Here is a 24,274-nt window from a genome sequence, read left to right on the forward strand (position 1 = left end):
ATTGTAGCGGATTAGCCAGCCAACTCGTAACAAGGTGGCGCTGTTGCCCGTGCGGGATCATGCGCCCGGGCCGTTTCCCGAACCGCGCAGATGCGCTGAACGTAGGCCGGACGCGGCTCGGCGAGAAATCCGTCCTGAAATGCGATCACCCGCAGGTGGCCCCGCACGGTGTCGAGCAGCTCGCCAGGCGCGAGCAAAAACGCCGGATTGGAGGGTTTGCCGACGCTTTCGTTTCCTTGCGCGAAGGTCTCGTAAACCAGTACGCCGCCGGGCGCGAGCGCGCGCAGCAACCGCGGAAAAAGCGGCCGGTGCAGGTAGTTGGTGACCACGACGGCGGCGAACGCCGCATCGGCCGGTAGTGGCCACGTCGCGCCTTCGAGATCAGCCACGAGCGGTGTGACGAGCGGCGCGTCGCGCAGCAGGTCGAGAGCAGCCGCGTCGCGATCGATCGCGGTGACCGGATGGCCGAGCGACGCAAAAAAGCGCGCATGCCGCCCGGCCCCCGACGCGACGTCGAGCACCGCGCCGCCCGGCGCGATCAGGTGCGCCCAGTGACGCACCCAGCGCGACGGTTCACCGAGGCCATGCAAGCCACTGGTAACGGGCGTGCTCATCGCTGCACCGCGGTGCGTCGGGTGCGCATCAGTTGTACGACAGCCCCATCGCCTCACGGACGTCGCGCATCGTTTCGGTCGCGAACCGGCGTGCCTTGTCGCAGCCATCGGCGACGATCGCGCGCAACAGCGACGGGTCGTCCATGTACTTCTGCGCGCGCTCGAGCATCGGCTGCTGCTCGCGCAGAATCCCTTCGATGACCGGCTGCTTGCAATCGAGGCAACCGATGCCTGCCGAGCGGCAGCCCTTCTGCACCCACTCGTGGGTCGCTTCGTCGGTATAGACCTGATGCAACTGCCACACCGGGCACTTGTCGGGATCGCCCGGATCGGTGCGGCGCACGCGCGCGGGGTCGGTCGGCATCGTGCGGACCTTCTTCGTGATGGTTTCCGCGTCTTCGCGCAGGCCGATCGTGTTGCCGTACGACTTCGACATCTTCTGGCCGTCGAGACCCGGCATGCGCGACGCCTCGGTCAGCATCGCCTGCGGCTCGACGAGGATGATCTTGCGCGAACCTTCGAGATAGCCGAACAGGCGCTCGCGATCGCTCATCGACAGGCTTTGCGATTCCTGCAGCATCGCCCGCGCACGTTCGAGCGCTTCGTCGTCGCCTTCCTGCTGATACGCGTTGCGCAACTCGTGATACAGCTTCGAGCGCTTGCCGCCGAGCTTCTTCGCGGCTTCGTTCGCCTTCTCCTCGAAGCCCGGCTCACGGCCGTACAAGTAGTTGAAACGACGGGCGATTTCGCGCGTCATCTCGACGTGCGGCACCTGGTCTTCACCGACCGGCACGAGCGAGCCGCGATACAGCAGAATGTCCGCCGCCATCAGCACCGGATAGCCGAGGAAGCCGTAGGTGGACAGGTCCTTGTCCTTCAGCTTTTCCATCTGCTCCTTGTAGGTCGGCACGCGTTCGAGCCAGCCGAGCGGCGTGCTCATGCCGAGCAGCAGCGCCAGCTCGGCATGCTCGGGCACCTTGCTCTGGATGAACAGCGTCGCCTGCGCCGGATCGATGCCGGAAGCGAGCCAGTCGATCAGCACGTCCCACACGTTCTTTTCGATCACTTCGGGCGTTTCGTAGTGCGTCGTCAGTGCATGCCAGTCGACCACGCAGAAGAAGCACGGGTATTCGGACTGCAGCCGCACCCAGTTTTTCAGCACGCCATGATAGTGGCCGAGGTGCAGCGACCCGGTGGGCCGCATGCCGGAGAAGATACGGTCTGGGAACATGGTTATTTAGAAAAGCGAAACAAGTGGAGTCAGAATTGCGGTGATCGCGCTATACCCGAGCGTCACGAGTGGCCTCAACCAGAAACGCGTGAGCGTACCCGTCATCACCAGCGCCATCACGATGAAAAAGCCGTACGGCTCGAGCCGCGACAACGCGATCGATTGCTTCGGCGGCAACAGGGCCATCACCACGCGGCCGCCATCGAGCGGCGGCAGTGGAAACAGGTTCAGCACGCCGAGCACGAGATTGACGCCGACGCCCGCGCCCGCCATGCGCGTGAAAAACGGTTCGTTGACATTGAGCCCCGCGAGCGCAACGCCGAACACGCCCCAGAACAGCGCCTGGATGAAATTGCACACGGGCCCGGCCGCCGCGACCCATAGGCTGCCCCAGCGCGGGTTGCGCAGATTGCCGAACGCGACCGGCACCGGCTTCGCATAGCCGAACACGAACGCGCCGCTCGTCGCGAAGTACAGCAGCAGCGGAATGGCGATCGTGCCGAGCGGATCGATGTGCCGCATCGGGTTCAGCGACACGCGGCCGAGCACGTACGCGGTGTTGTCGCCGAGCCAGCGCGCGACGTAGCCATGCGCAGCCTCGTGCAGCGTAATCGCGAAGATCACCGGCAGCGCGTACACCGCAATGGTTTGTATCAGGGAAGAATCCATAACTCGCTATTGTAACAACGCGCTCGCGCGCGTCTGTCCGCTTTCGCTCACGACGCTCACGCCGTTTCCTCGAGACCGAACGGCGCGAGCGAGCCGCGCCCTGCCCGCACCAGCACCGGCTCCGAGCCGGTCAGATCGATTACTGTGGACGGCTCGCACACACACGCGCCGCCGTCGATCACCAGATCGAGCTGCTTTTCGAGCCGCGCGCGGATTTCCTCGGGGTCGTTCAGCGGCTCGGTTTCGCCGGGCATGATCAGTGTCGAGCCGAGCAGCGGCTGGCCGAGCTCCTCGAGAATCGCGAGCGTGATCGCGTGATCCGGCACGCGCAGGCCGATCGTCTTGCGCGACGGATGCGACACGCGCCGCGGCACTTCCTTGGTGGCCTGCAGCACGAACACGTACGGACCCGGGGTCACCGACTTAAGCAGCCTGTACTGCCAGTTGTCCACCATAGCAAAATTGGCGAGCTCCGACAGATCGCGCACGAGCAGCGACAGTAGTTGCTTTTCGTCGAGTCCGCGGATGCGCCGCAGGCGTTCGACCGCATCCTTGTCGTCGAGACGGCAGGCGAGCGCGTAGGTCGAATCGGTCGGCAAGGCGACCACGCCGCCGCCGTTGATGATCTGCACGGCCTGCTTGACGAGACGCGGTTGCGGATTGTCGGGGTGAAGCCGAAAGTATTGGGACATGGAGACTCACGATGGCGGCAGACGAACTGCGGCGGATGGGCTGCGGCGAGCAGAGCGCGTGCCGCATCCAGCCGGCCCGCGCGCGCGCCGTGCCGCTCCGGCACGGCGCGCGGTCACAGCCAGCGTTCCCAAACGGGCTTCAGATCGGCGGGTAGCGGCGGCAGTGCACCGAGTTCGATGCGGCCTTCGCCAGGCGCATGGAAGTCGGAACCGCGCGAGGCCTCGAAGCCATAGCGACGCGCGACGTCCGCATATTCGCGGTACTGGTCGGGCGTGTGGCTGCCAGTCACGACCTCGATCGCCTCGCCGCCGAGGTCGATGAATTCGCCAAAGAACGCATCGAATTCGAGTTGCGAATATGCGTAGCGACCGGGATGCGCGACGATCGCGACGCCGCCCGCGGCCTGGATCCAGCCGAGTGCGTCGGCGAGCCTGGCCCAGCGGTGCGCGACGTAAGCCGGCTTGCCGTCGCCGAGATAGCGGTCGAACACTTCCTGGGTGTTTGCGCAGTGGCCGTGCTCGACCAGGAAGCGCGCGAAATGCGTGCGCGACATCATGTCGGGATTCGATACGTAATGCAGCGCGCCCTCGTACGCGTCCGGAATGCCGAGCGTGGCCAGTTGCTCGCCGATTGCTTCGGCGCGCGCGGCGCGGCCGTCGCGCGTGCGGGCGAGACCGTCGATCAGGATCTGGCTGCCCGGATCGATACCGAGTCCGACGATGTGCACGGTGCGCCCCGCCCACGTGACCGAAATCTCGACGCCGCTCAGGTAATCCATGCCGAGAGCCTCGGCCGCGGTGCGCGCCTCGTGCTGGCCGCCCACTTCGTCGTGATCGGTGAGCGCCCACAGCGTCACGCCGTTAGCGTGCGCGCGGCGCGCGACGTCGGCCGGCGCGAACTGGCCGTCGGAAACGGTGGAGTGGCAGTGAAGATCGGCGTTCATCGTGGTCCTGGAAGGGTTCTGGGGGCATTTTACTGCAATGCAGTAAGGGGCCGCAGGGGTATCTCGCGACGCCAGTGCCGGTTGCCGGCGTGCCGCGAGGTCAAGACCAGTCAGCGCCGATCCCGCGACCTCCGGGCGACCCACGAGCGCCGTTTCAAACGGCGCTTCAGGCGCGGTGTCAGGCGCAGAACCCCTCGATCAACGCGGCGATCTGCTCCGGCTGGTCGTGATGCACCATGTGCCCCGCGCCGTTGATGATCTTCTCGCGCCAATCGGGAAACGCCTGGAAACGCGCCTTGAATTCGTCGAGCGGAATGTCGCCGGCGATCTGCGCGAGCGTCGGCGAGCCGGCGGCCTCGACGTGCAGCACCTTCGCGCTGACCTTACGCCACACCGCCATCACCTCGTCGAGGCGATACAGCGTCGGGCCGCGGACCTTGTGCGCCGGATCGGCGAGCAGCATGAAGCGCCCTTCGCCATCCGGCTTCGACCAGTGCTGCGCGAGAAACTGCGCACGCCGCGGATCGAGGCGCGGATTGGTTTTGATCAGGCGCGCGGCGACCTCGTCGAGCGACGCGTAGCGCTTGAGCTGCGGTGGATCGCGCAAGTCGTCGAGCCAATTGAGCAGGCGCTTCGGCGCCTGCGCCGAATGCGATGGCGCGAGCCCGAAGCCTTCCAGATCGACCACGCGCCGTACCCGCTGCGGCCGCACGCCCGCATACAGGCACACGACGTTCGCGCCCATGCTGTGACCGACGAGGTTCACCTGGCCGTCGGGCGCGTAGTGGTCGATCAGCGCATCGAGATCGCCGAGATAGTCCTGCACCCGGTAGCTGCCGCCGCCGCGCTCGGCGACCGGCCAGTCGGACAGACCGAAGCCGCGCATGTCGGGCGCGATCACCTGCCAGTCGCCGCCGAGCGCATCGACGACGAACTGGAACGACGCGCCGACGTCCATCCAGCCGTGCAGCATGAACAGTATCCGCGCATCGGGATGGCCCCAGCGCCGCACGTGCAGCCGGACGCCGCGCGCGGCAACGAACTCGGAGCGGGATGTATTCATGAACGGCGCACCCGTAAAAAAAGAATGGTCGTTCGATTATAGGAACAGCGGCGCAAGAAGTGGTAACGGTTTATTGACGCGATGCTCGGTCGTCCGTTGCCTGCATGGCTTGCTGCGCATCCTGACTCGCGAGCGCGGCGAGTTCGGCATCGTCGAAACCAGCGTCGCGGCGCGCTTCGAAATTGAACGGGCCACGCAGTTTCGGCGCGTGATACTGGTCGGCGAGACGCAGATAGGTGTGGTGCGGATCGAGGCCGTCCGCGTCGCACAGGTGACGAAACCAGCGGTTGCCGATCAGCACATGGCCGATTTCATCGCGCAGGATCACGTCGAGAATCGCCGCCGACGCGTGATCGCCGGCCTGCTGCAAACGCGCGCGGATCGGCGGCGACGCGTCGAGGCCGCGCGCTTCGAGCGTACGCGGCACGAGCGCCATGCGCGCGAGCACGTCGCCACGGGTGCGCTCGCACATGTCCCATAGGCCGCCGTGCGCCGGGAAGTCGCCGTACGCGTGGCCATATTCGGCAAGACGCGCGGCGAGCAGCGAGTAGTGATACGCCTCTTCGGCGGCGACTTTGAGCCAGTCGGTATAGAACCCGGCGGGCATGCCGGGGAAACGCCAGACGGCGTCGAGCGCCAGATTGATCGCATTGAACTCGATGTGCGCGAGCGCGTGGAGCAGCACCGCGCGGCCCTGCGGCGACTGCATGCTGCGTCGACCGAGTTGGCGCGGTTCGACCAGTTCGGGCCGTTCGGGGCGGCCCGGCAGGCCAGCGGGCTCGGCGAGATCGAGGCCGGAGTCACAGAGCGCGCGACCGTCGAGTACCGCAGCGTACAGCTCGCGGGCAGCCGCGGCCTTCGCGGCCGGATCCCGCTCGCGCAACGCGGCGAGCGCGGCGCGGCGCGCGCACGGCGGCTCGTCGTGAGAATTCGATGCGGGAGAAGCGACAGAAACGGGCGAAGCGGCGGACGTCATGACAAACGGATCGGCGTTGGAAGCGGTAAAGACGGCGGACAGACGGCGGCTGAGCCGCGCGCGAGCGGCCAAGCGGCTCATGCACACAACCGTTTACAATACCCGATTCGACCAACCGGCGCGCTTTCGGGCACGCCCATCAGTCGGCGACGCAAGACCGCCAACCTCGCACCGCGCCGGCTGCGCGCCGCCCCGCCGTTGCGTGGCAACCGATCAGACCATCATCGTGCACAGGATCGGAGTCACCGAAGGCCCGGCTCTGACCAACAAGGAGACATTGTGACGATTTACAAGCTGGCCGAAGCCGCCCCGATCATTCATGAAAGCGTGTTCGTCGCGGATTCGGCGAACATCATTGGCAACGTAACGCTCGAGGAGAACGCGAGCGTGTGGTTCGGCGCGACACTGCGCGGCGACAACGAGCCGATCACGATCGGCGCCGGCAGCAACGTGCAGGAAAGCGCGGTGCTGCACACCGACCCCGGCTATCCGCTGACGGTCGAGTCGAACGTGACGATCGGCCATCAGGCGATGCTGCACGGCTGCACGATCAAGGAAGGCGCGTTGATCGGAATTCAGGCGGTGGTCTTGAATGGCGCGGTGATCGGCCGCAACTGTCTGGTCGGAGCGGGCGCCATCGTCACCGAGGGCAAGGTGTTTCCCGACAATACGCTGATCCTCGGCGCGCCCGCGAAGGCGGTGCGCGAACTGACGGAAGCGGATATCGCCAACATGCAGCGCGGCGCGGCAAGCTATGCCGGGCGCCGCGAGTATTTCAAGGCGCAGCTCGTACGCATCGGCTAGACGGCCGGCGCGCGGTGCGCAAAGGCGCGGCGTCATGCCGCGTCATTCCAGCGAGGAAAAGTTGTGAGCGACCAGTTGCAAAAATTCATGTTCAGCGCGGCGCCGGTGCGCGGCGAGATCGTTTCCCTGCGCAATACCTGGCAGGACGTGCTGACGCGCCGCGATTATCCGGCGCCCGTGCGAACGATTCTGGGCGAAATGATGGCCGCGTGCGCGCTGCTGTCGGCGAACCTGAAGTTCGACGGCACGCTCGTCATGCAGATTTTCGGCGATGGCCCGGTCAAGATGCTGGTCGTGCAGTGCAGCTCGAACCTGACGATGCGCGCCACCGCGAAGCTGTCCGGCGAAGCCGCCCATACGATCGACGACACGACCTCGCTCATCGATCTGGTGAACGCGAGCGGCTACGGCCGCTGCGTGATCACGCTCGACCCGGCCGCCAAGCAGCCCGGCCAGCAGCCGTACCAGAGTATCGTGCCGCTGTCGGGCGTGGACGGAGCGCTGAAGTCGATCGCCGAGGTGCTCGAGCACTATATGCATCACTCCGAGCAGCTCGACACGCGCATGTGGCTCGCGGCGAACACCGAGCGCGCGGTCGGCATGCTGCTGCAGAAACTGCCGGGCGACGGCGGCATCGTCCCGCATCCGGGCGAGCTCGACGCGGATACGTGGGAACGCGTGTGCACGCTCGGCGGCACGCTGTCGCACGACGAACTGCTGAAGGAAGAACCTGAGACGGTGTTCCGACGCCTGTTCTGGCAGGAAAACGTCCAGCATTTCGAGCCGGTTACCGCGCGCTTCGAATGCACGTGCTCGCGCGAAAAAGTCGGCGCGATGCTGAAGATGCTTGGCCGCGATGAAGTCGACAGCGTGATCGAGGAACGCGGCCACGTCGAGATTCACTGCGAGTTTTGTAATCAGCGCTACGAGTTCGACCCGGTCGACGTCGCGCAACTTTTCGTGGCCGGTGGACTCTCACAGGGTGTGACGCCGGCGGCCACGCAGCGGCACTAGACCGCGCTTTCGCCGAAGCGGAGTACGTGCCCGTGAACTGATCGCGCTCTTCAACGCAAGTCCTGACCGCGCCGCCCCATGCCTCGTCACGGCTCGGGCGGCGCGTTGCTTTTGAGCGCGGCGTTGATACTTTGGAAGGATGCGGCGCCGCGCGTTGGAAGACGCTTGCTCGAGCCTCGGACCGATGGAGATTCGACCATGAAGCACACGCTTTCGTTGATCCTTGCCGTCCTCACCGGCAGCGCGGTGCTGGCCGGCTGCTCGATCGATCCGCGTGGCCCAGCGCCGATTCTGAGCCGTCTGCCGCCCGATCAGGCCGAAGCCATCAGTCATACGCAGACGCTGACACCAGAGGAACGCGCGCGCTATGACGCGATCGAGCAACAGGTCATGTTCGAACAGAATCAGACGATGGCCGCGGACGCCGCCGCGCAAGCCTGGTCGCGCTATTACTCGCGTTCGCCGCCCGTGAGGTTTTCCGCGGGCTTCTCGAGCGGCGGCTGGGGACGTGGCTGGGGAACCGGGATCGGCGTCGGGTTCGGGCCGTATTGGGGCTGGTAGGGCGAACACGGCAGCATAAAAACAAAAAAGCGCGGTTCAAGATGAACCGCGCTTTTTTTGCGCCTTCCTGCGAGGCCGATGCGAAATATCGAACCTCAGTGCACCGGCTTCTTCTCCTTCGCAGCCGCTGCCTTCCCGCCATGCTTGCGATCCGGCTTCGCGCGCGACTCCGGATTCGGCACCACATGCAGCGGCGCGGCCGACACCTCACCGCGCGTCGAGGTGTTCGCCGACGGCGTATTCGCCAACGGCAACGGCTGGTTCGGCGACACGAACTGCACGAACACTTCGCCGTCCTTGACCATGCCCATTTCGTAGCGCGCCCGCTCTTCGACCGCGGCCGTGCCATTCTGCAGGTCCTGCACTTCGCCCTGGATGCGCTCGTTGCGCAGCTTCGCGTCGGCATTCTTCTGCAGTTGCTGCGCGAGTTGTCCCTGCAACTCATGCACGCGCAGCCAGCCGCCGTGCCCCCACCAGAGCGGGTACTGGATCAACGCCAGCAGAACGATCAGGACAGCAGTGACAAGCCGCATGAAGTAAGCACAATAAATACGCGCCGCCCTGCGCTATACGCAGGGCGGCGAGGTCAATCAGAAACGAAGGATAACCGGCTCATCGATCGGCGTGAACAATCTGGCGAAGACCGCTTAGCGCAGATTGTAGAAGGCCGACTTGCCCGGGTAGCTCGCGATATCGCCGAGATCTTCCTCGATACGCAGCAACTGGTTGTACTTCGAGATGCGGTCGGAACGCGACAGCGAACCTGTCTTGATCTGGCCGGCGTTCAGACCGACGGCGATGTCCGCGATCGTCGAGTCTTCAGTCTCGCCCGAACGGTGCGAAATCACCGCCGTGTAGCCCGCGCGCTTGGCCATTTCGATCGCCGCGAAGGTTTCCGTCAGCGTGCCGATCTGGTTGATCTTGATCAGGATCGAGTTCGCGATGCCCTTCTCGATGCCTTCCTTCAGGATGCGCGTGTTCGTCACGAACAGGTCGTCGCCGACCAGCTGGACCTTGTTGCCGAGCTTGTCGGTCAGCGTCTTCCAGCCTTCCCAGTCGCCCTCGTGCATGCCGTCTTCGATCGACACGATCGGGAACTTGTCGGCGAGGTTCGCGAGGTAGTCCGCGAATTCCGTCGACGACAGCTGCAGGCCTTCGCCCGCGAGCTGGTACTTGCCGTCGTGGTAGAACTCGCTGGCCGCGCAGTCGAGCGCGAGCAGCACGTCTTCACCGGCGCGGTAGCCTGCTTTCTCGATGGCTTGCAAAATAGTGGACAGGCATTCCTCGTTGCTGCCGAAGTTCGGTGCGAAGCCGCCTTCGTCGCCGACCGCCGTGCTCATGCCGCGATCCGACAGGATTTTCTTCAGCGCGTGGAACACTTCGGCGCCGCAGCGCAGTGCTTCGCGGAAGCTCGGCTGGCTGACCGGCACGATCATGAATTCCTGGATGTCCAGGCTGTTGTTCGCATGCGCGCCGCCGTTGACGATGTTCATCATCGGCACCGGCAGTTGCATGGCGCCCGAGCCGCCGAAGTAGCGGTACAGCGGCAGACCGGCCTCCTCGGCCGCGGCCTTCGCGACGGCCATCGACACGGCCAGCATCGCGTTCGCGCCGAGGCGCGACTTGTTGTCGGTGCCGTCGAGCTCGAGCAGCGTCTTGTCGAGGAACGCCTGCTCGGAAGCGTCGAGACCCATGATCGCTTCGGAGATTTCCGTGTTGATGTGCTCGACGGCCTTCAGCACACCCTTGCCGCCGTAGCGGCCGGCTTCGCCGTCGCGCAGTTCGATCGCTTCGCGCGAGCCGGTCGACGCGCCCGACGGCACGGCCGCGCGCCCCATCGTGCCTGACTCGAGCAGCACGTCGCATTCGACGGTGGGGTTGCCTCGCGAATCGAGAATCTCTCGACCGATGATGTCTACGATAGCACTCATGGTTTCCTCAAAGGATGACGTTGAATTCTTTACTGTGACCTTGCATCGCGTGCCTGCCGGTCTCCCCGACAGACAGCTCGCGCGCCGATACGTTCGACGACCATTATGCGAAAACGCCGCGGGTCGATTATCGAGGGCAATCGTGACACGCGGCGCACACCTGAATCAGTTGAAATCGCTTTCGAGGAACGGCCCGCGCTTGACGGCCCGGTCGAGCGTGACGAGCGTCTCGAGCAGGTCGGCCATGCGATTGAGCGGCACCGCGTTCGGGCCGTCCGACTTCGCTTGCGCCGGATTCGGGTGCGTTTCCATGAACAGACCGGCGACCCCGACCGCGACCGCGGCGCGCGCGAGCACCGGCACGAATTCGCGCTGGCCGCCCGAGCTCGTGCCCTGACCGCCCGGCAACTGCACCGAATGCGTCGCGTCGAACACGACCGGCGCGTTGGTCTCGCGCATGATCGCGAGCGAACGCATGTCCGACACGAGGTTGTTATAGCCGAACGACACGCCGCGCTCGCACGCCATGAAGCGGTCTTCGGACAGACCCGCTTCACGCGCGGCGTCGCGCGCCTTGTCGATCACGTTCTTCATGTCGTGCGGCGCGAGAAATTGGCCCTTCTTGATGTTGACCGGCTTGCCCGAGCGCGCGCACGCGTGGATGAAGTCGGTCTGACGGCACAGGAACGCGGGCGTTTGCAGCACGTCGACGACCGACGCCACCTGCTCGATCTCGTGTTCGGCGTGCACGTCGGTCAGCACCGGCAGACCGAGCTGGCGCTTCACTTCCGACAGGATGCGCAGACCTTCGTCCATGCCCAGACCGCGAAACGACTTGCCGCTGCTGCGATTGGCCTTGTCGTACGACGATTTGTAGATGAACGGAATGTTCAGCTTCGCGCAGATTTCCTTCAGGCGGCCGGCCGTGTCGATCGTCATCTGTTCGGATTCGACGACACAGGTACCGGCGATCAGAAAAAACGGCTTGTCGAGCCCGACGTCGAAATCGCCCAGTTTCATGCTTTCTCCTCGACCCTCGACTGCTGATGCGCGAGCGCCGCTTCGACGAACGACTTGAACAGCGGATGACCGTCACGCGGCGTAGACGTGAATTCAGGGTGGAACTGGACGCCGACGAACCACGGGTGCATGCTGCGCGGCAGCTCCATCATTTCCGGCAAATCCTCGCTCGGGGTACGGGCGCTAATGATGAGGCCACCGCCTTCGAGTTGGGGCACGAAACGGTTATTCACCTCATAACGGTGACGGTGGCGTTCGTTCACATCGGTGCCGTAGATCTCTTCGGCGAGCGTGCCGGGCTTGATCGGGCAGCGCTGCGAGCCGAGGCGCATCGTGCCGCCGAGATCCGACTCTTCGGTACGCTTCTCGACTCGGCCTTCGCGGTCGTACCACTCGGTGATCAGCGCGACCACGCGGTTCTTCGTTTCCTGATCGAATTCGGTGCTGTTCGCGTCCTTCAGGCCGACGACGTCGCGGGCGAATTCGATCACGGCGAGCTGCATGCCGAGGCAGATGCCGAGATACGGCACCTTCGCTTCGCGCGCATAACGGATCGCGGCGATCTTGCCTTCGGTGCCGCGACGGCCGAAGCCGCCCGGCACGAGCACTGCGTCGAGATGCTTGAGGCTCCCGACGCCTTGCGTTTCGATTTCTTCGGAGTCGATGTACTCGATATTCACGCGCGTCGACGTATGCATCGACGCATGACGCAGCGCTTCGATCAGCGACTTGTACGACTCGGTCAGATCGACGTACTTGCCGACCATGCCGATCGTCACTTCGTGCTTCGGGTTCTGCAGCTTCTCGACGAGGTCCGACCACATGGACAGGTCCGCCGCCTTCGGCGTGAGCTTCAGCTCTTCGCAGATGATCGCGTCGAGACCCTGGTCGTGCAGCATCTGCGGAATCTTGTAGATGCTGTCCGCGTCCCACACGGAAATCACCGCGTCTTCGGGCACGTTCGAGAACAGCGAGATCTTCGCGCGCTCGTCGTCCGGAATGCGGCGGTCGGCACGGCACAGCAGCACGTGCGGCGAAATGCCGATTTCGCGCAGCTTCTGCACGCTGTGCTGGGTGGGCTTGGTTTTGAGTTCGCCGGCCGTGGCGACCCAGGGCACCAGCGTCAGGTGCACGAAGCACGCGCTGTTGCGGCCGAGGCGCAGGCTCATCTGGCGCGCGGCTTCGAGGAACGGCAGCGATTCGATGTCACCCACCGTGCCACCCACTTCGACGATCGCGACATCCGGCTCGCCGCACGTCGCAGACGCTGCGCCGCGCTCGACGAATGCCTGGATTTCGTTCGTGATGTGCGGGATGACCTGCACGGTCTTGCCGAGATAATCGCCGCGGCGTTCCTTGCGGATTACCGACTCGTAAATCTGGCCCGTGGTGAAGTTGTTGGCCTTGCGCATCTTCGTGCTGATGAAGCGCTCGTAGTGGCCGAGGTCGAGGTCGGTTTCCGCTCCGTCTTCCGTCACGAACACTTCGCCGTGCTGAAACGGGCTCATCGTGCCGGGGTCGACGTTGATGTAGGGATCGAGTTTGAGGAGGGTGACTTTAAGACCGCGCGATTCGAGGATCGCGGCGAGGGAAGCGGCGGCAATACCCTTGCCGAGGGAAGATACTACGCCGCCGGTGACGAAAACATATTTGGTCATCGCTGGATGCTCGCGGGAAAAACGGATTATACCGTAAAGGATGGTCCCGACCCAGCAAAAAACGGCCGACCCACGCGTGCCGAGGCCGCCTCGCGTGGCAGCCGGCGCAGCGGTTTGGGGCCCGCTTCGTGCGCGCAGCACGTCAGGCGGTTCGCTCCAGCTCACGCAGCATGCGTTGCACCGCGCGCGCGGTTTCGATCGGCTTTTCCATCGGATACAGATGGCTGCCCTCGATCCACTCGACATGCCCGCCGGTCGCGCGTCGCGTCGCGTCGAGCCCGGCCTGGCGGATTTCCTTCGAGCGTGTCCCGGCGATGAACCCGACCGGCACCGGCGCGCCGCGCGCGAGCCGCGCGCCGAGCGTATGCGGCAGCGTCCGGTAGATCAAGTATTCGATGCGACGATCGAACGCGAGCACCCGGGTGCCGTCGGGCGAACTCTGCGGAATGCCGAAGTCGATGTAGTCGGACAGCATGCGCTCGTCCCAGCGCGCGAACGCGGGCTTCGAATGGAAGTGCCGCCATGCTTCGTCACGGCTCGTCCATTGCGTGCGCCGCTTGCGCGTCGCGGCGGCGGGCGACAGCCGCTCGTCGAGCCCGGTCCATTGCGACACGCGCAGCATGCTGCTGCGCCAGCCGGCGATCACCGGCGAGTCGAGCATCACGACGCCCCTCACCCACTGCGGCTTTTTCAGCGCCGCCATCAGCGACAGATAACCGCCGAGCGAATGCCCGACGAGCCACACCGGCTGCTCGTACTTGCGGGCGATATCGTCAAGCAGTTGCTCGACCAGATGGGGCCAGTCCTGCGTGACCGGAAAGCGCGCATCATGGCCGATCCGCTCGATCGAGCGCACGTCGTAGTCGTCGGAGAGCTCGGCGAAGATCGTCCGGTAAGTCGAGGCCGGAAAGCCGTTCGCATGCGAGAAATGGATGATGTTTTTCAACTGCGGCGATCTCCGTTGTGTTTTTTACGCGTGGGCGGTGCTTTGCCTGTGCCGCTGCTTATACCGCTGCTTGCGCCTGTTGTCTGCGCTGTTGCACTCATCGGGCCACGACGCGCTCAGGGCTCCATCCAGTAGCGGTGCTGCGTGTCCCGATAGCGCTCGAGCGTGAGCGCGGCGCCCTCCTCACCGCGCACGCCCGGATCGACGTCGACCCTCACGGCGCCATCGCGATCGCTGCGCCCGAGTTCGATATGACGCGCCGCGTAGCGCGCGAACACGCCCGCATTCGGATGATGGAAGCGATTCTCGTAGCCTACCTGAAATAACGCGATGGACGGATCGATAGAGTCGAGGAACGGCTCGGTCGACGACGTTTTGCTGCCATGATGCGGCACCATCAACACTTGCGCGCGCAGCATAGCGGGATCGCGCGCGAGCAGCGCGCGTTCGGTCGGCGCTTCGATGTCGGCGGTCAGCAAGGCCGTGAAACGCGGCGCGTTCGCACCGACGAACGCCGCCGCCTGGCTTGCGTTGGTGGGCGGCAACGTGCTGACCCTCAACACGCAGCAATGCTCGTTCGCCTTGCCCGTGAGTGCCCCGACGTCAGGCCACAGCACGGCGAACTCAACACCATCCCACTGCCAGCGCTGCCCCGCCACGCACGGCAGCGTCTGCGTGCCATGCTGTTTTGCCTTCGGCCACAGCGGATTGTCCGGCTCCAGAGCAGCCACCAGCTGACGCACCTCGATCGCATCGAAAACGGCAGGGGCGCCGCCCGCATGATCCGAGTCGCCGTGACTGATCATCAGCGTATCGAGCGTTGTCACGCCTTGCGCCCGCAGGAACGGCACCACCACGCGCTCGCCAGCGTGGCTCGATTCCGGACCGGGACCCGCATCGAACAGCAACGCGTGATGCGCGGTCTGCACGAGCACCGACGAGCCCTGCCCGACATCGAGCGCAGTCAGACGGAACGCGCCTGATGGCTCGGCGAGTGCGCCGCTTGCGCTGGGCATCAGCAGCGGCAGCCACGACAGCGGCGCCGCCCAGCGCAGTGGCCAGCCGCGCGGCGCGAGACACCACAGCACACCGAGCGCCGCCGCGGCCAGCGCCCACGCATGCGGCTGCGGCAGCCACCACAGCGTCCAGCGCGGTCCCGACGCCAGTTGCAGGCCGGCCGCGAGACCATCGAGCAGCGTGTGCGCGGCGCGCCACGCGAACGCATCGAGCGGCGCGGGCAATGCGACGCCCGCGAGCACCGTCGGCGTGACGAGCAGGCTCACCCAGGGAATCGCGAACGCGTTCGCGAGCGGACCGGCGAGCGGAATTTGCGCGAACCAGTAGGCGGTCAGCGGCGCCAGCGCGACCGTCACCGCGAACTGCGCGTGAGCGGCGCTGCGCAACCGTTCGGCGAGCACGCGCAGACGCCGGATCGATACGGGACGCGCCGCGCTGCCCTCCTCGTCTTCATGATGACGGGACGCCAGTGGAACCCGCATGCGCGGCCGCCCCGACATTGCGAACAGGATCGCGCCGACTGCGCAAAACGACAGCCAGAATCCGGCCGACACGACCGCCCACGGATCGACCAGCAGCACGAGCCCGAGCGCCCACGCGAGCACCGTGGAGCGCGCTAGCCGCCGGCCGCCGACGAACGCCAGCGCGACGAGCGCGGCCATCCACAGCGCGCGTTGCGCTGGCACGTTGAAGCCCGCGAGCGCGGCATGCAGTGCGGCGAACATCGCACCCGCCGTCACGCCGACGAGCTGCGCGGGCAAGCGCAGCGGCCAGTTGCTGCCGAGCCACCCCGACCGTCTCCAGATTGCCGCCGCGAGCCAGCCGGTCAGCCCCGCGACCAGGCCGAGATGCAAGCCCGAAATCGCCACCAGATGACTCGTGCCGGTGCCGCGCATCAATTGCCAGTCGGCGGGGCTCACTTCGTCCTGCGCGCCGATCGCGAGCGCGACGACGATGCCGCGATGCGGCGCATCGGCAAGCACCGTGTCGATACGCGCACGCAACCCGGCGCGCCAGCGGTCGACCAGCACGGCGAGCCCGCGCGCGTGACCGGTCAGGCGCCGCGCATGGTCCGGCACGCTCACGTAGCCGGTCGCGCGGACGTTGCGCGCGAGCAGACTCGCCTCTGCATCGCGCACGCCGAAATTCGCGTTGCCGTGCGGGCGCTTCAGGCGCACGGTCAGACGCCAGCGTTCGCCCGGTTCGAGCCGCGGCGCCGCGGCGTCGCGCGCGATCCAGGCTAGCTGGATCACGCGCGGGAAAGCGGCGAGCCGCGCACCGTTCGTATCGACGTCGAACAGGAAGCGCGCGCCTTTGTCGTCACGCGTCGGCAATCCCTTGATCGTGCCGACCACCTCGATATCGCGCCCTTCCCACTCCTGCGGCAGGCTCACCGCGAGCCGCGTTTGCGCGCGCACGGCCGCGTAGCCGAAGCCGACGCAGATCGCCGCGCACCACACCGCGCCCCAACCGGCCACCCGCCGCATGCGAGCGTCGCGCCATACGCGGCGAGCGAGCTGGTGCGAGAAGCCCCGTTCGTATTCGCGCTGGAGCGCCGCACCTGCCGCACCTGTCACACCCGCCGCCGCAGCCGCTCCGCCGCCACGCAAACCCCACACCGCAACGCCGGCCGCCGTGCAGCCGACCAGTATCAACGCGCACCATGCGCCTGTATCCGGCAACACCGCCTGTCGCTGCAGCCAGACCACCCCCAACGCAAATCCACACCAGACCGCCCGCATCCGCCCTCCGTACCCGCTGGCGCCGGGCCTCGTCACCGCGCCAGCGAACGGGCAGCAGCGAGCCCGCCGGGCGTGGGGAACGCCCGACGCGAACCCTTTCGATCAACGGAATCGATTATGCAGAGGAAAGCGCGAGTCGCGGCAGAGCGGCGAGCGCGTTAGCCGTTGTGCCAAGGGCGGCTGCGTCGGAAGTGACACCGCGCAGTCGCGCGAGGCTCGCGCCGATCGCCGGAATCTGCTCGGGTGAATTGCGCTGCCTGTACATCCACGACGGCGCGATATCCGGCGCGTCGGTCTCGACGACCAGCGCATCGAACGGCAGCTGTTCGGCGAGTCGCCGGATCTGCCGGGCGCGCTCGAACGTGAGGTTGCCGCCAAACCCAAGATGCATGCCCTGATCGATGTACGCCTGCGCCTGCTGGAAACTGCCATTGAATGCGTGCGCGATGCCGCGATGAATCTGATGCCGGCGCAGCCCTTTGATCACCTGATCCTGCGATTTGCGCACATGGCAGATGACCGGCAAATCGAATTCGCGCGCGAGCTGCAACTGGCCGTTGTAGAAAAACTGCTGGCGCGCATCGTCGAGACCGTCGACGAAATAGTCGAGTCCGATCTCGCCGATGCCGACGAAGCGCGGATCGTCGAGACTCGCCTCGATCTCCACGCGCAACAGGTCGAGGTCGGCATCGACGGCGTGCGGCGTGAACAGCGGATGAATGCCGAGCGCGTACGCGCCGCCGTCGACGCGATGCGCGAGCTCGCGCACCGCCGCGAAGTTCTGTCGCCCGATCGCCGGAATCACGATGCGCGACACCCCCGCATGGCGCGCGGACGCCGCAACCGCATCACGGTCGGCGTCGAACTCCGAAGCGTCGAGATGGCAGTGCGTGTCGATCCACATGGGTTATCTCGCTGGCAAGAGGACGGACCGTGCCGGCCCGCACTCAGACCGGCACCGGCGGCTCTTCGTGCAGCACGCCGTCGCGCAACCGCATGATGCGATCACAGCGGCCCGCCAGCTCCGGGTCGTGCGTGACGATCACGAAGCTCGTCTCGAGCGTGCGCGACAGTTCGAGCATCAGGTTGAAGACCGTGTCGGCGGTGCCGCCGTCAAGGTTACCGGTCGGCTCGTCGGCGAGCACGCAGGCGGGCTTCGTGACGAGCGCACGCGCGATCGCGACACGCTGACGCTCGCCGCCCGACAGCTCGCCCGGCCGATGCTTCGCGCGATGCCCCATGCCGACGCGCTCCAGCACCGCCATGGCCTCGCGGCGCGCGACTTCGGTCGTCTCGCGACGAATCCGCAGCGGCATCGCGACGTTATCGAGGGCGGAAAACTCCGGCAGCAGATGGTGAAACTGATACACGAAACCCAGCGCGCGATTGCGCAGGACGTTGCGCTCGCGCTCGGAGAGTTTCGTGAACGGCTTGCCGAGCACCGACACGTGGCCCGCGCTCGGATCGTCGAGACCGCCGAGCACGTGCAGCAGCGTGCTCTTGCCGGAGCCCGACGCGCCGACGATCGCGAGCTTCTCGCCGCGCCGCACGGCGAGTTGCGCATTGTTGAGCACCTGCACGTTCAGCCCGCCCTGCACGAACGCTTTGGAAATGCCGGTGGCTTCGAGCACGAACGGATGCGACGCGGAGTCCTGAGCGGTCATGGATGAATCGATTGAGGGATGGACGAGGCGGTCATTCATAGCGCAGCGCCTCCGCCGGACGGACCTTCGCGCCGCGCCAGCTCGGATAGAGCGTCGCGAGCGCCGACAGCACGAACGCGATGATGCCGATGCGCGCGACGTCCGCCGGAACCAGCTCCGACGGCAGCTCGCTGATGAAGTACACCGACGGCGGCAGGAATTGCACGCCGAGCAGATGCTCGATCATCGGCACGAGCCACGGAATGCTCCACGCGATCAGACAGCCGAGCACGACACCGGTCGCCGTGCCGATGAAGCCGATCGTCACGCCTTGCACGACGAAGATCTTCATGATCGAGCCGGGTTGCGCGCCGAGCGTGCGCAGGATCGCGATATCGGCCTGCTTGTTGGTCACCGTCATCACCAGCGACGACACCAGATTGAACGCGGCCACCGCAATGATCAGCGTCAGGATGATGAACATCATGCGCTTCTCGATCTGCACCGCCGAGAACCAGGTCTTGTTCTGCTGGGTCCAGTCGCGGATGTACAGATCGCCCGACAGCGTGCGCGCGAGCTGATGCGCGACTTCCGGCGCGCGCTGCATGTCGGTGAGGCGCAGCCGCACGCCGGTCGGTGCGGGCAGCCGGAACAGCGCCTCTGCGTCCTTGATGTTGATCAGCGCGAGCGTGCTGTCGTATTCGTAATGGCCCGACTCGAAGATGCCGACCACCGTGAACTGCTTCAGGCGCGGCAGCATGCCGGCCGGCGTGATCGTGCCTTCGGGCGCGACGAGCGTGATCTTGTCGTTCAACTGCACGCCGAGATTGGCCGCCAGATCGGCGCCGAGCACGATGCCGAAGCCGCCGGGCACGAGGTCGGCCAGCTTGCCGCCTTTCATTTCCTTGCCGATGTCGGACACTTCAGGCTCGAGCGTCGGCTCGATGCCACGCAACGCGACGCCGCTCACCGCGTCCTGGCGCGTCAGCAGCGCCTGGGCCTCGACGTAAGGCGCCGCGCCGATCACCTCCTTGTTCTGGCGCGCCTCCTTCGCGGTCAGTTGCCAGTCGGGCATCGAACCGGTCGGCGAAAAGATCTCGACGTGCGCGAGCACCGACAGCATGCGGTCGCGCACCTCTTTCTGAAAGCCGTTCATCACCGACAACACGACGATCAGCGCCGCGACGCCAAGCGCGATCCCAGACATCGACACCAGTGCGATGAACGAAATGAAGCCGTTACCGGTCGTGCGTTTGCCGGCGCGTGTGTAGCGCCAGCCAATCTGCCATTCATAGGGAAATTTCAAGCGAATCCTTTTGTGCGTTCTTCGACTGTATGTCGGGACCGGCGGACATCGAGCGTCCGCCGTGCGGCCCGAGCGTCGTGATCGTTGGGCTCGCGGCGGCGCGGATCGTTCCTCGCGCTCCCGGCCGCTGTGCGGCACTGCCGGCGCATAGAGGCGCCGCGCCGCGGTGCGCCACCCTGCCGGGTCCGGCGATCAAGCGCGAAGTTTGCCACACAATGCCGCCGGCTCGCGCAAAGGACGTGCCTCGGCCGCGCCCTCGACGAACCGGCCGCGCTTCGTCGAAATACTCGCACCGTTTGCCCTACAATGCGCAGCATCATGCCTGCCGACCGCCTCCATCTTCTGCTGCCCTTCGCGCTGCCTGCCGCGGCCGACGCCTCCACCGCGCTTCACGACATCCAGTGTCCCGCTCTCGACCGGCTGATCGCGCGCGCGACGCTGATCGAACGCGTGATCGGCGAGGATTTTCAGCGCACGCTGCCGCACGAGCGCTGGGTCGCGCGACAATTCGGCGCGCTGCCCGACGGCGCCTCGGCCGCCGCCGACGAAGCCCCGCTCGCGCCCTACATGCTGCGCGCCGACGGCGGCGAACCCGGCAACGCGACGTGGGCCTGCGTGCAGCCGGTACACGTGCACATCGCGCACGACCATCTGGTGCTAATCGACCCGGCGTCGCTCAATCTGTCGGACGCCGAAGCGAGCACGCTGCTCGCGCTTGCGCGTCCGCTGATCGAGGAACTCGGCGTGCGCATCGAGGCGCCCAAGCCAATCCGCTGGTATCTGTCGAGCGACGCTTTCGGCTCGCTCGCGGGCGCGTCGCCGTTGCGCGCGAGCGGCCGCAACATCGAGATCTGGTTGCCGCACGAAGCGCATTCCGGCGAACGCTCTCGCGCGTGGATGAAGCTGCAGAACGAAGTGCAGATGGCGTGGTTCGAGCATCCGGTCAACGAAGCGCGGGAGGCGCGCGGGCTGCCGGCCGTCAACTCGATCTGGTTTCACGCGCAAGGCGCCGCGCGGAGCGTGCGCAGTCCGTTCGCGCAGGTGCTGTCCGATGCCGCCGCAACGCGCGGTCTCGCGCTCAGCGCGGGGGTCGCGACAGGCGCGCCGCCGGCGTCGTATCGCGAACTGGCCGCGGCGCTGCGCGGCACCACCAACGGCAGCGGCGCAACGCTCGTCGAACTCGACCCCTTCTCCGCGCCCTACATCGAACAGGACTGGGCGCGCTGGAACCAGGCATTCGCCGCGCTGCAGACCGACTGGTTCGCGCCCGCGCTCGCGGCATTGCAGTCGGGCGAACTCGCCGAGCTCGGCCTCACGCTGTGCGGCGACACCGGCTCGGTGACGCTGACGGTCACGCGCGGCGATCTGCGCAAATTCTGGCGGCGGCGCGTGCTGGCCTCGCTTTTCATCGAATGATCCACGGCCCTTCCGCATGACCCGAATCGTTACACGCCCCTGCTCCCCCGTCGACGCCGAAGTGCTGACCCGCTGCGGCCTGCATCCGGTGCTCGCGCGCCTGTACGCAGCGCGCGGCGTGTGCCTGCCCGAGGACGTCGAAACCGGCCTCGCGCGGCTCGTGCCGCCCGCCGAACTGAAGGGCTGCGACGCGGCCGCCGCGCTGCTCGCCGACGCGCTCCAGCAGCAGCGCCGCATGCTGGTCGTCGCCGACTACGACTGCGACGGCGCGACCGCCTGCGCGGTCGCGGTGCGCGGGCTGCGCATGTTCGGCGCGCGCATCGACTATCTGGTGCCGAACCGCATGGAGCACGGCTACGGGCTCACGCCGGACATCGTCGAGCTGGCGGCGCGTAGCGCGGCCGGCAAGCCCGATCTGCTGATCACCGTCGACAACGGCATCGCGAGCGTCGACGGCGTCGCGGCGGCCAACGCCCTTGGCATCGACGTGCTCGTCACCGACCACCACCTGCCCGGCGACGAACTGCCCGCCGCGCGCGCAATCGTCAATCCGAACCAGCCGGGCTGCACGTTCCCGAGCAAGTGCCTCGCCGGCGTCGGCGTGATGTTCTACGTGCTGCTCGCGCTGCGCGCCGAACTGCGCCGCCGTGGGGCGTTCGGCGACGCGCTGCCCGAGCCGCGCCTCGACGGCCTGCTCGATCTGGTCGCGCTCGGCACCGTCGCCGATGTCGTCAAACTCGACGGCAACAACCGCGTGCTGGTCGCGCAAGGTCTGCAGCGCATCCGCCGCGGCCGCATGCAGCCTGGCATCGCCGCGCTGTTTCGCGCCGCCGCGCGCGATGCGCGCAACGCCTCCGGCTTCGACCTCGGCTTCGCGCTGGGACCGCGCCTGAACGCGGCGGGTCGGCTGTCGGACATGTCGCTCGGCATCGAATGCCTGACCACCGACGACGTCGGCCGTGCATGGGAACTCGCGCAGCAGCTCGACACGATGAACCGCGAGCGCCGCGAAATCGAGGCCGGCATGCAGCAGCAGGCGCTGGACGACCTGTCGACGGTCGATCCCGACGGCGCGACCACGATCACGTTGTTCAATCCGGGCTGGCATCAGGGCGTGATCGGCATCGTCGCGGGACGGCTGAAAGAGAAGTTCCACCGCCCGTCGTTCACGTTCGCGCCGGCCGACGGTACCGGCGTGCTCGTCAAGGGCTCGGGGCGCTCGATCGCGGGCTTCCACCTGCGCGACGCGCTCGATCTGATCTCGAAGCGCGAGCCGGACCTGATCGTCAAATTCGGCGGCCACGCGATGGCCGCGGGCCTGACGATCGCCGCCGCCGACGTGCCGCGCTTCACCGCCGCGTTCGAGGCGGTCGGCCGCGAGTGGCTGTCCGCGCAGGCGCTCGCGCGCACGATCGAAACCGACGGCGAGCTGGAAGACGCGTACTTCACGCCGCAATTCGTCGAAATGCTCGACGCGGCCGTCTGGGGCCAGGGATTTCCGGCGCCGGTGTTCTCCGGCGAATTCGAGGTCGCCTCGCAGGCGTTGGTGAAGGACAAGCACCTGAAGCTGCAACTGCTGCGCGGCCGCCAGCGCTTCAACGCGATCTGGTTCAATCACACCGACACGCTGCCCGCGCGCACCACCGTCGCCTACCGGCTCGCGAGCGATACATGGAACGGCGTGTCGCGCGTGCAACTGATCGTCGAGCACGCGGTGAGCTGAAATCTTCCGCAAAATCAATCGCGAACACGCGCCGGATCGCCCGCGAGGCTCCGGCGCGGCGTGCCGATCGGCTATAATTTCTGCTTTTTACGCAGAATAGAAGATCGACATGGAAGCGGAACGTCTCAACGCGATCGAAGCCTCTCTGGCCGACCTGCGCAAGCGCGCGGACGACCTACGGGGGTATCTTTGACTACGACGACAAAGCACTGCGTCTAATCGAAGTCAACCGGGAACTCGAAGACCCGGACGTCTGGAACGACTCGAAGCACGCCCAGGCGCTCGGTAAGGAAAAGAAGCTGCTCGACGACACGGTCGGCAAGCTCACGTCGATCACGAACGACGTGCGCGACGCTCAAGACCTGTTCGAGATGGCACGCGAAGAAGCCGACGACGACACGCTGCTCGCCTGCGAGGGTGACGCCCAGGCGATCGAGGCACGCGTCGCCGACATGGAATTCCGCCGGATGTTCGCGAACCCGGCCGACCCCAACAACGCCTTTCTCGACATCCAGGCCGGCGCCGGCGGCACCGAGGCGTGCGACTGGGCGTCGATGCTGCTGCGCCAGTATCTGCGTTATTGCGAGCGCAAGGGCTTCAAGACCGAAGTGCTCGAGCAGACCGAAGGCGACGTCGCCGGCATCAAGAACGCTACGATCAAGATCGAAGGCGAATACGCGTACGGCTTCCTGCGTACCGAAACCGGCGTGCACCGGCTCGTGCGCAAGTCGCCGTTCGACTCGTCGGGCGGTCGTCACACGTCGTTCTCGTCGGTGTTCGTGTACCCGGAAATCGACGACTCGATCGAAGTCGACATCAACCCGGCCGACCTGCGCATCGACACTTACCGTGCTTCGGGCGCGGGCGGTCAGCACATCAACAAGACCGACTCCGCGGTGCGTATCACGCACATGCCGTCGGGCATCGTCGTGCAGTGCCAGAACGACCGCTCGCAGCACCGCAACCGCGCCGAAGCCATGGCGATGCTGAAATCGCGCCTGTACGAAGCGGAAATCCGCAAGCGTCAGGCCGAGCAGGACAAGCTCGAAGCCGGCAAGACCGATGTGGGTTGGGGCCATCAGATCCGTTCGTACGTGCTCGACAACAGCCGCATCAAGGATCTGCGCACCAACGTCGAAATCAGCAATACGAAGAGCGTGCTCGACGGTGACCTCGATCCGTTCATCAGCGCGAGCCTGAAACAGGGCGTCTAGGCGCGCACGGCGCGGCCCCGTTCACCGATCGGGACCGCGCCTTCTTCATTGCTGCTTTTGCGTTGCCTCCACGCTATTTATTCGCCGTTT

22 protein-coding genes are annotated in these 24,274 nt (G+C 66.2%); 6 read left to right on the forward strand and 16 right to left on the reverse strand.

Going from position 1 to position 24,274, the window contains the following annotated elements; genetic code table 11:
* Positions 1–11 precede the first annotated feature (11 nt).
* The 7 genes from F6X39_RS02350 to F6X39_RS02380 all read right to left on the reverse strand — a co-directional run bounded on the left by F6X39_RS02350 (position 12) and on the right by F6X39_RS02380 (position 6,189).
* A complete protein-coding gene (locus F6X39_RS02350) occupies positions 12–614 on the reverse strand; it encodes a class I SAM-dependent methyltransferase (RefSeq protein ID WP_187615431.1) in 603 nt (200 codons plus the stop codon).
* A gap of 28 nt (positions 615–642) precedes the next feature.
* The gene (locus F6X39_RS02355; protein WP_187615432.1) at positions 643–1,845 is read right to left on the reverse strand and encodes a tryptophan--tRNA ligase; all 1,203 of its coding nucleotides are present in this window, start codon (positions 1,843–1,845) and stop codon (positions 643–645) included.
* A gap of 6 nt (positions 1,846–1,851) precedes the next feature.
* Entirely contained in the window at positions 1,852–2,514 is a 663-nt protein-coding gene (locus tag F6X39_RS02360; RefSeq protein WP_184067599.1) for a site-2 protease family protein, read from the reverse strand.
* A gap of 56 nt (positions 2,515–2,570) precedes the next feature.
* Positions 2,571–3,206: an L-threonylcarbamoyladenylate synthase gene (locus tag F6X39_RS02365; RefSeq protein WP_090800752.1), complete on the reverse strand. Its 636-nt coding sequence runs from the start codon at positions 3,204–3,206 to the stop codon at positions 2,571–2,573.
* Positions 3,207–3,319: 113 nt separating this feature from the next.
* Positions 3,320–4,150 carry a 3',5'-nucleoside bisphosphate phosphatase gene (locus F6X39_RS02370; protein ID WP_184057307.1) on the reverse strand — a complete coding sequence of 277 codons (831 nt, stop codon included), beginning with the start codon at positions 4,148–4,150 and terminating at the stop codon, positions 3,320–3,322.
* Between the two features lie 178 nt (positions 4,151–4,328).
* On the reverse strand, positions 4,329–5,213 hold the full coding sequence (locus F6X39_RS02375; protein WP_187615433.1) for an alpha/beta fold hydrolase: 885 nt from the start codon (positions 5,211–5,213) through the stop codon (positions 4,329–4,331).
* 70 nt (positions 5,214–5,283) lie between these two features.
* Complete coding sequence (locus tag F6X39_RS02380) at positions 5,284–6,189, reverse strand: ferritin-like domain-containing protein (protein ID WP_187615534.1); 906 nt, start codon at positions 6,187–6,189, stop codon at positions 5,284–5,286.
* Between the two features lie 279 nt (positions 6,190–6,468).
* On the opposite strand from F6X39_RS02380, the gene F6X39_RS02385 reads away from it, so the two are divergent.
* The 3 genes from F6X39_RS02385 (at position 6,469) to F6X39_RS02395 (ending at position 8,568) form a co-directional block, all read left to right on the forward strand.
* The gene (locus F6X39_RS02385) at positions 6,469–6,993 is read left to right on the forward strand and encodes a gamma carbonic anhydrase family protein (RefSeq protein ID WP_187615434.1); all 525 of its coding nucleotides are present in this window, start codon (positions 6,469–6,471) and stop codon (positions 6,991–6,993) included.
* 63 nt (positions 6,994–7,056) lie between these two features.
* On the forward strand, positions 7,057–8,007 hold the full coding sequence (hslO, locus tag F6X39_RS02390; protein ID WP_187615435.1) for an Hsp33 family molecular chaperone HslO: 951 nt from the start codon (positions 7,057–7,059) through the stop codon (positions 8,005–8,007).
* A gap of 198 nt (positions 8,008–8,205) precedes the next feature.
* Positions 8,206–8,568, forward strand: coding sequence for a hypothetical protein (locus tag F6X39_RS02395; protein ID WP_090800761.1), 363 nt, complete (start codon positions 8,206–8,208; stop codon positions 8,566–8,568).
* Positions 8,569–8,663: 95 nt separating this feature from the next.
* On the opposite strand, the gene ftsB is transcribed toward F6X39_RS02395, so the two are convergent.
* From ftsB to F6X39_RS02440, 9 genes are all read right to left on the reverse strand, one after another.
* On the reverse strand, positions 8,664–9,101 hold the full coding sequence (gene ftsB, locus F6X39_RS02400) for a cell division protein FtsB (RefSeq protein WP_090800763.1): 438 nt from the start codon (positions 9,099–9,101) through the stop codon (positions 8,664–8,666).
* Between the two features lie 114 nt (positions 9,102–9,215).
* Entirely contained in the window at positions 9,216–10,499 is a 1,284-nt protein-coding gene (eno, locus tag F6X39_RS02405) for a phosphopyruvate hydratase (protein ID WP_018417543.1), read from the reverse strand.
* Between the two features lie 165 nt (positions 10,500–10,664).
* A complete protein-coding gene (gene kdsA, locus F6X39_RS02410) occupies positions 10,665–11,519 on the reverse strand; it encodes a 3-deoxy-8-phosphooctulonate synthase (protein WP_090800765.1) in 855 nt (284 codons plus the stop codon).
* The gene (locus tag F6X39_RS02415) at positions 11,516–13,177 is read right to left on the reverse strand and encodes a CTP synthase (protein ID WP_184022401.1); all 1,662 of its coding nucleotides are present in this window, start codon (positions 13,175–13,177) and stop codon (positions 11,516–11,518) included. The genes kdsA and F6X39_RS02415 overlap by 4 nt, the downstream gene beginning before the upstream one ends.
* A gap of 142 nt (positions 13,178–13,319) precedes the next feature.
* Entirely contained in the window at positions 13,320–14,123 is an 804-nt protein-coding gene (locus F6X39_RS02420) for an alpha/beta fold hydrolase (RefSeq protein ID WP_187615436.1), read from the reverse strand.
* Between the two features lie 116 nt (positions 14,124–14,239).
* Positions 14,240–16,882 (reverse strand): DNA internalization-related competence protein ComEC/Rec2, encoded by a 2,643-nt coding sequence (locus tag F6X39_RS02425; RefSeq protein WP_187615437.1) that lies wholly within the window; start codon positions 16,880–16,882, stop codon positions 14,240–14,242.
* A gap of 115 nt (positions 16,883–16,997) precedes the next feature.
* A complete protein-coding gene (locus F6X39_RS02430; protein ID WP_187615438.1) occupies positions 16,998–17,786 on the reverse strand; it encodes a TatD family hydrolase in 789 nt (262 codons plus the stop codon).
* A gap of 43 nt (positions 17,787–17,829) precedes the next feature.
* Positions 17,830–18,546: a lipoprotein-releasing ABC transporter ATP-binding protein LolD gene (lolD, locus tag F6X39_RS02435; protein WP_409260126.1), complete on the reverse strand. Its 717-nt coding sequence runs from the start codon at positions 18,544–18,546 to the stop codon at positions 17,830–17,832.
* A gap of 31 nt (positions 18,547–18,577) precedes the next feature.
* Positions 18,578–19,831, reverse strand: coding sequence for a lipoprotein-releasing ABC transporter permease subunit (locus F6X39_RS02440; RefSeq protein ID WP_187615440.1), 1,254 nt, complete (start codon positions 19,829–19,831; stop codon positions 18,578–18,580).
* A 306-nt stretch (positions 19,832–20,137) separates the two neighbouring features.
* Between F6X39_RS02440 and F6X39_RS02445 the strand changes: the two genes are divergently transcribed.
* The 3 genes from F6X39_RS02445 (at position 20,138) to prfB (ending at position 24,184) form a co-directional block, all read left to right on the forward strand.
* The gene (locus F6X39_RS02445) at positions 20,138–21,247 is read left to right on the forward strand and encodes a regulator (protein ID WP_184022388.1); all 1,110 of its coding nucleotides are present in this window, start codon (positions 20,138–20,140) and stop codon (positions 21,245–21,247) included.
* Between the two features lie 16 nt (positions 21,248–21,263).
* A complete protein-coding gene (recJ, locus tag F6X39_RS02450) occupies positions 21,264–22,970 on the forward strand; it encodes a single-stranded-DNA-specific exonuclease RecJ (protein WP_187615441.1) in 1,707 nt (568 codons plus the stop codon).
* A 109-nt stretch (positions 22,971–23,079) separates the two neighbouring features.
* Positions 23,080–24,184, forward strand: a protein-coding gene (gene prfB, locus F6X39_RS02455; RefSeq protein WP_113061858.1) for a peptide chain release factor 2 whose coding sequence is annotated in 2 segments (ribosomal slippage) — positions 23,080–23,160 and positions 23,162–24,184 — 1,104 coding nt in all. Because the reading frame shifts where the segments join, the coding sequence is not laid out codon by codon here.
* Positions 24,185–24,274 lie beyond the last annotated feature (90 nt).

Origin of the sequence: Paraburkholderia sp. UCT2 (genome assembly GCF_014397665.1) — a bacterium.
GTDB classification, from domain to species: Bacteria; Pseudomonadota; Gammaproteobacteria; order Burkholderiales; family Burkholderiaceae; genus Paraburkholderia; species Paraburkholderia tuberum.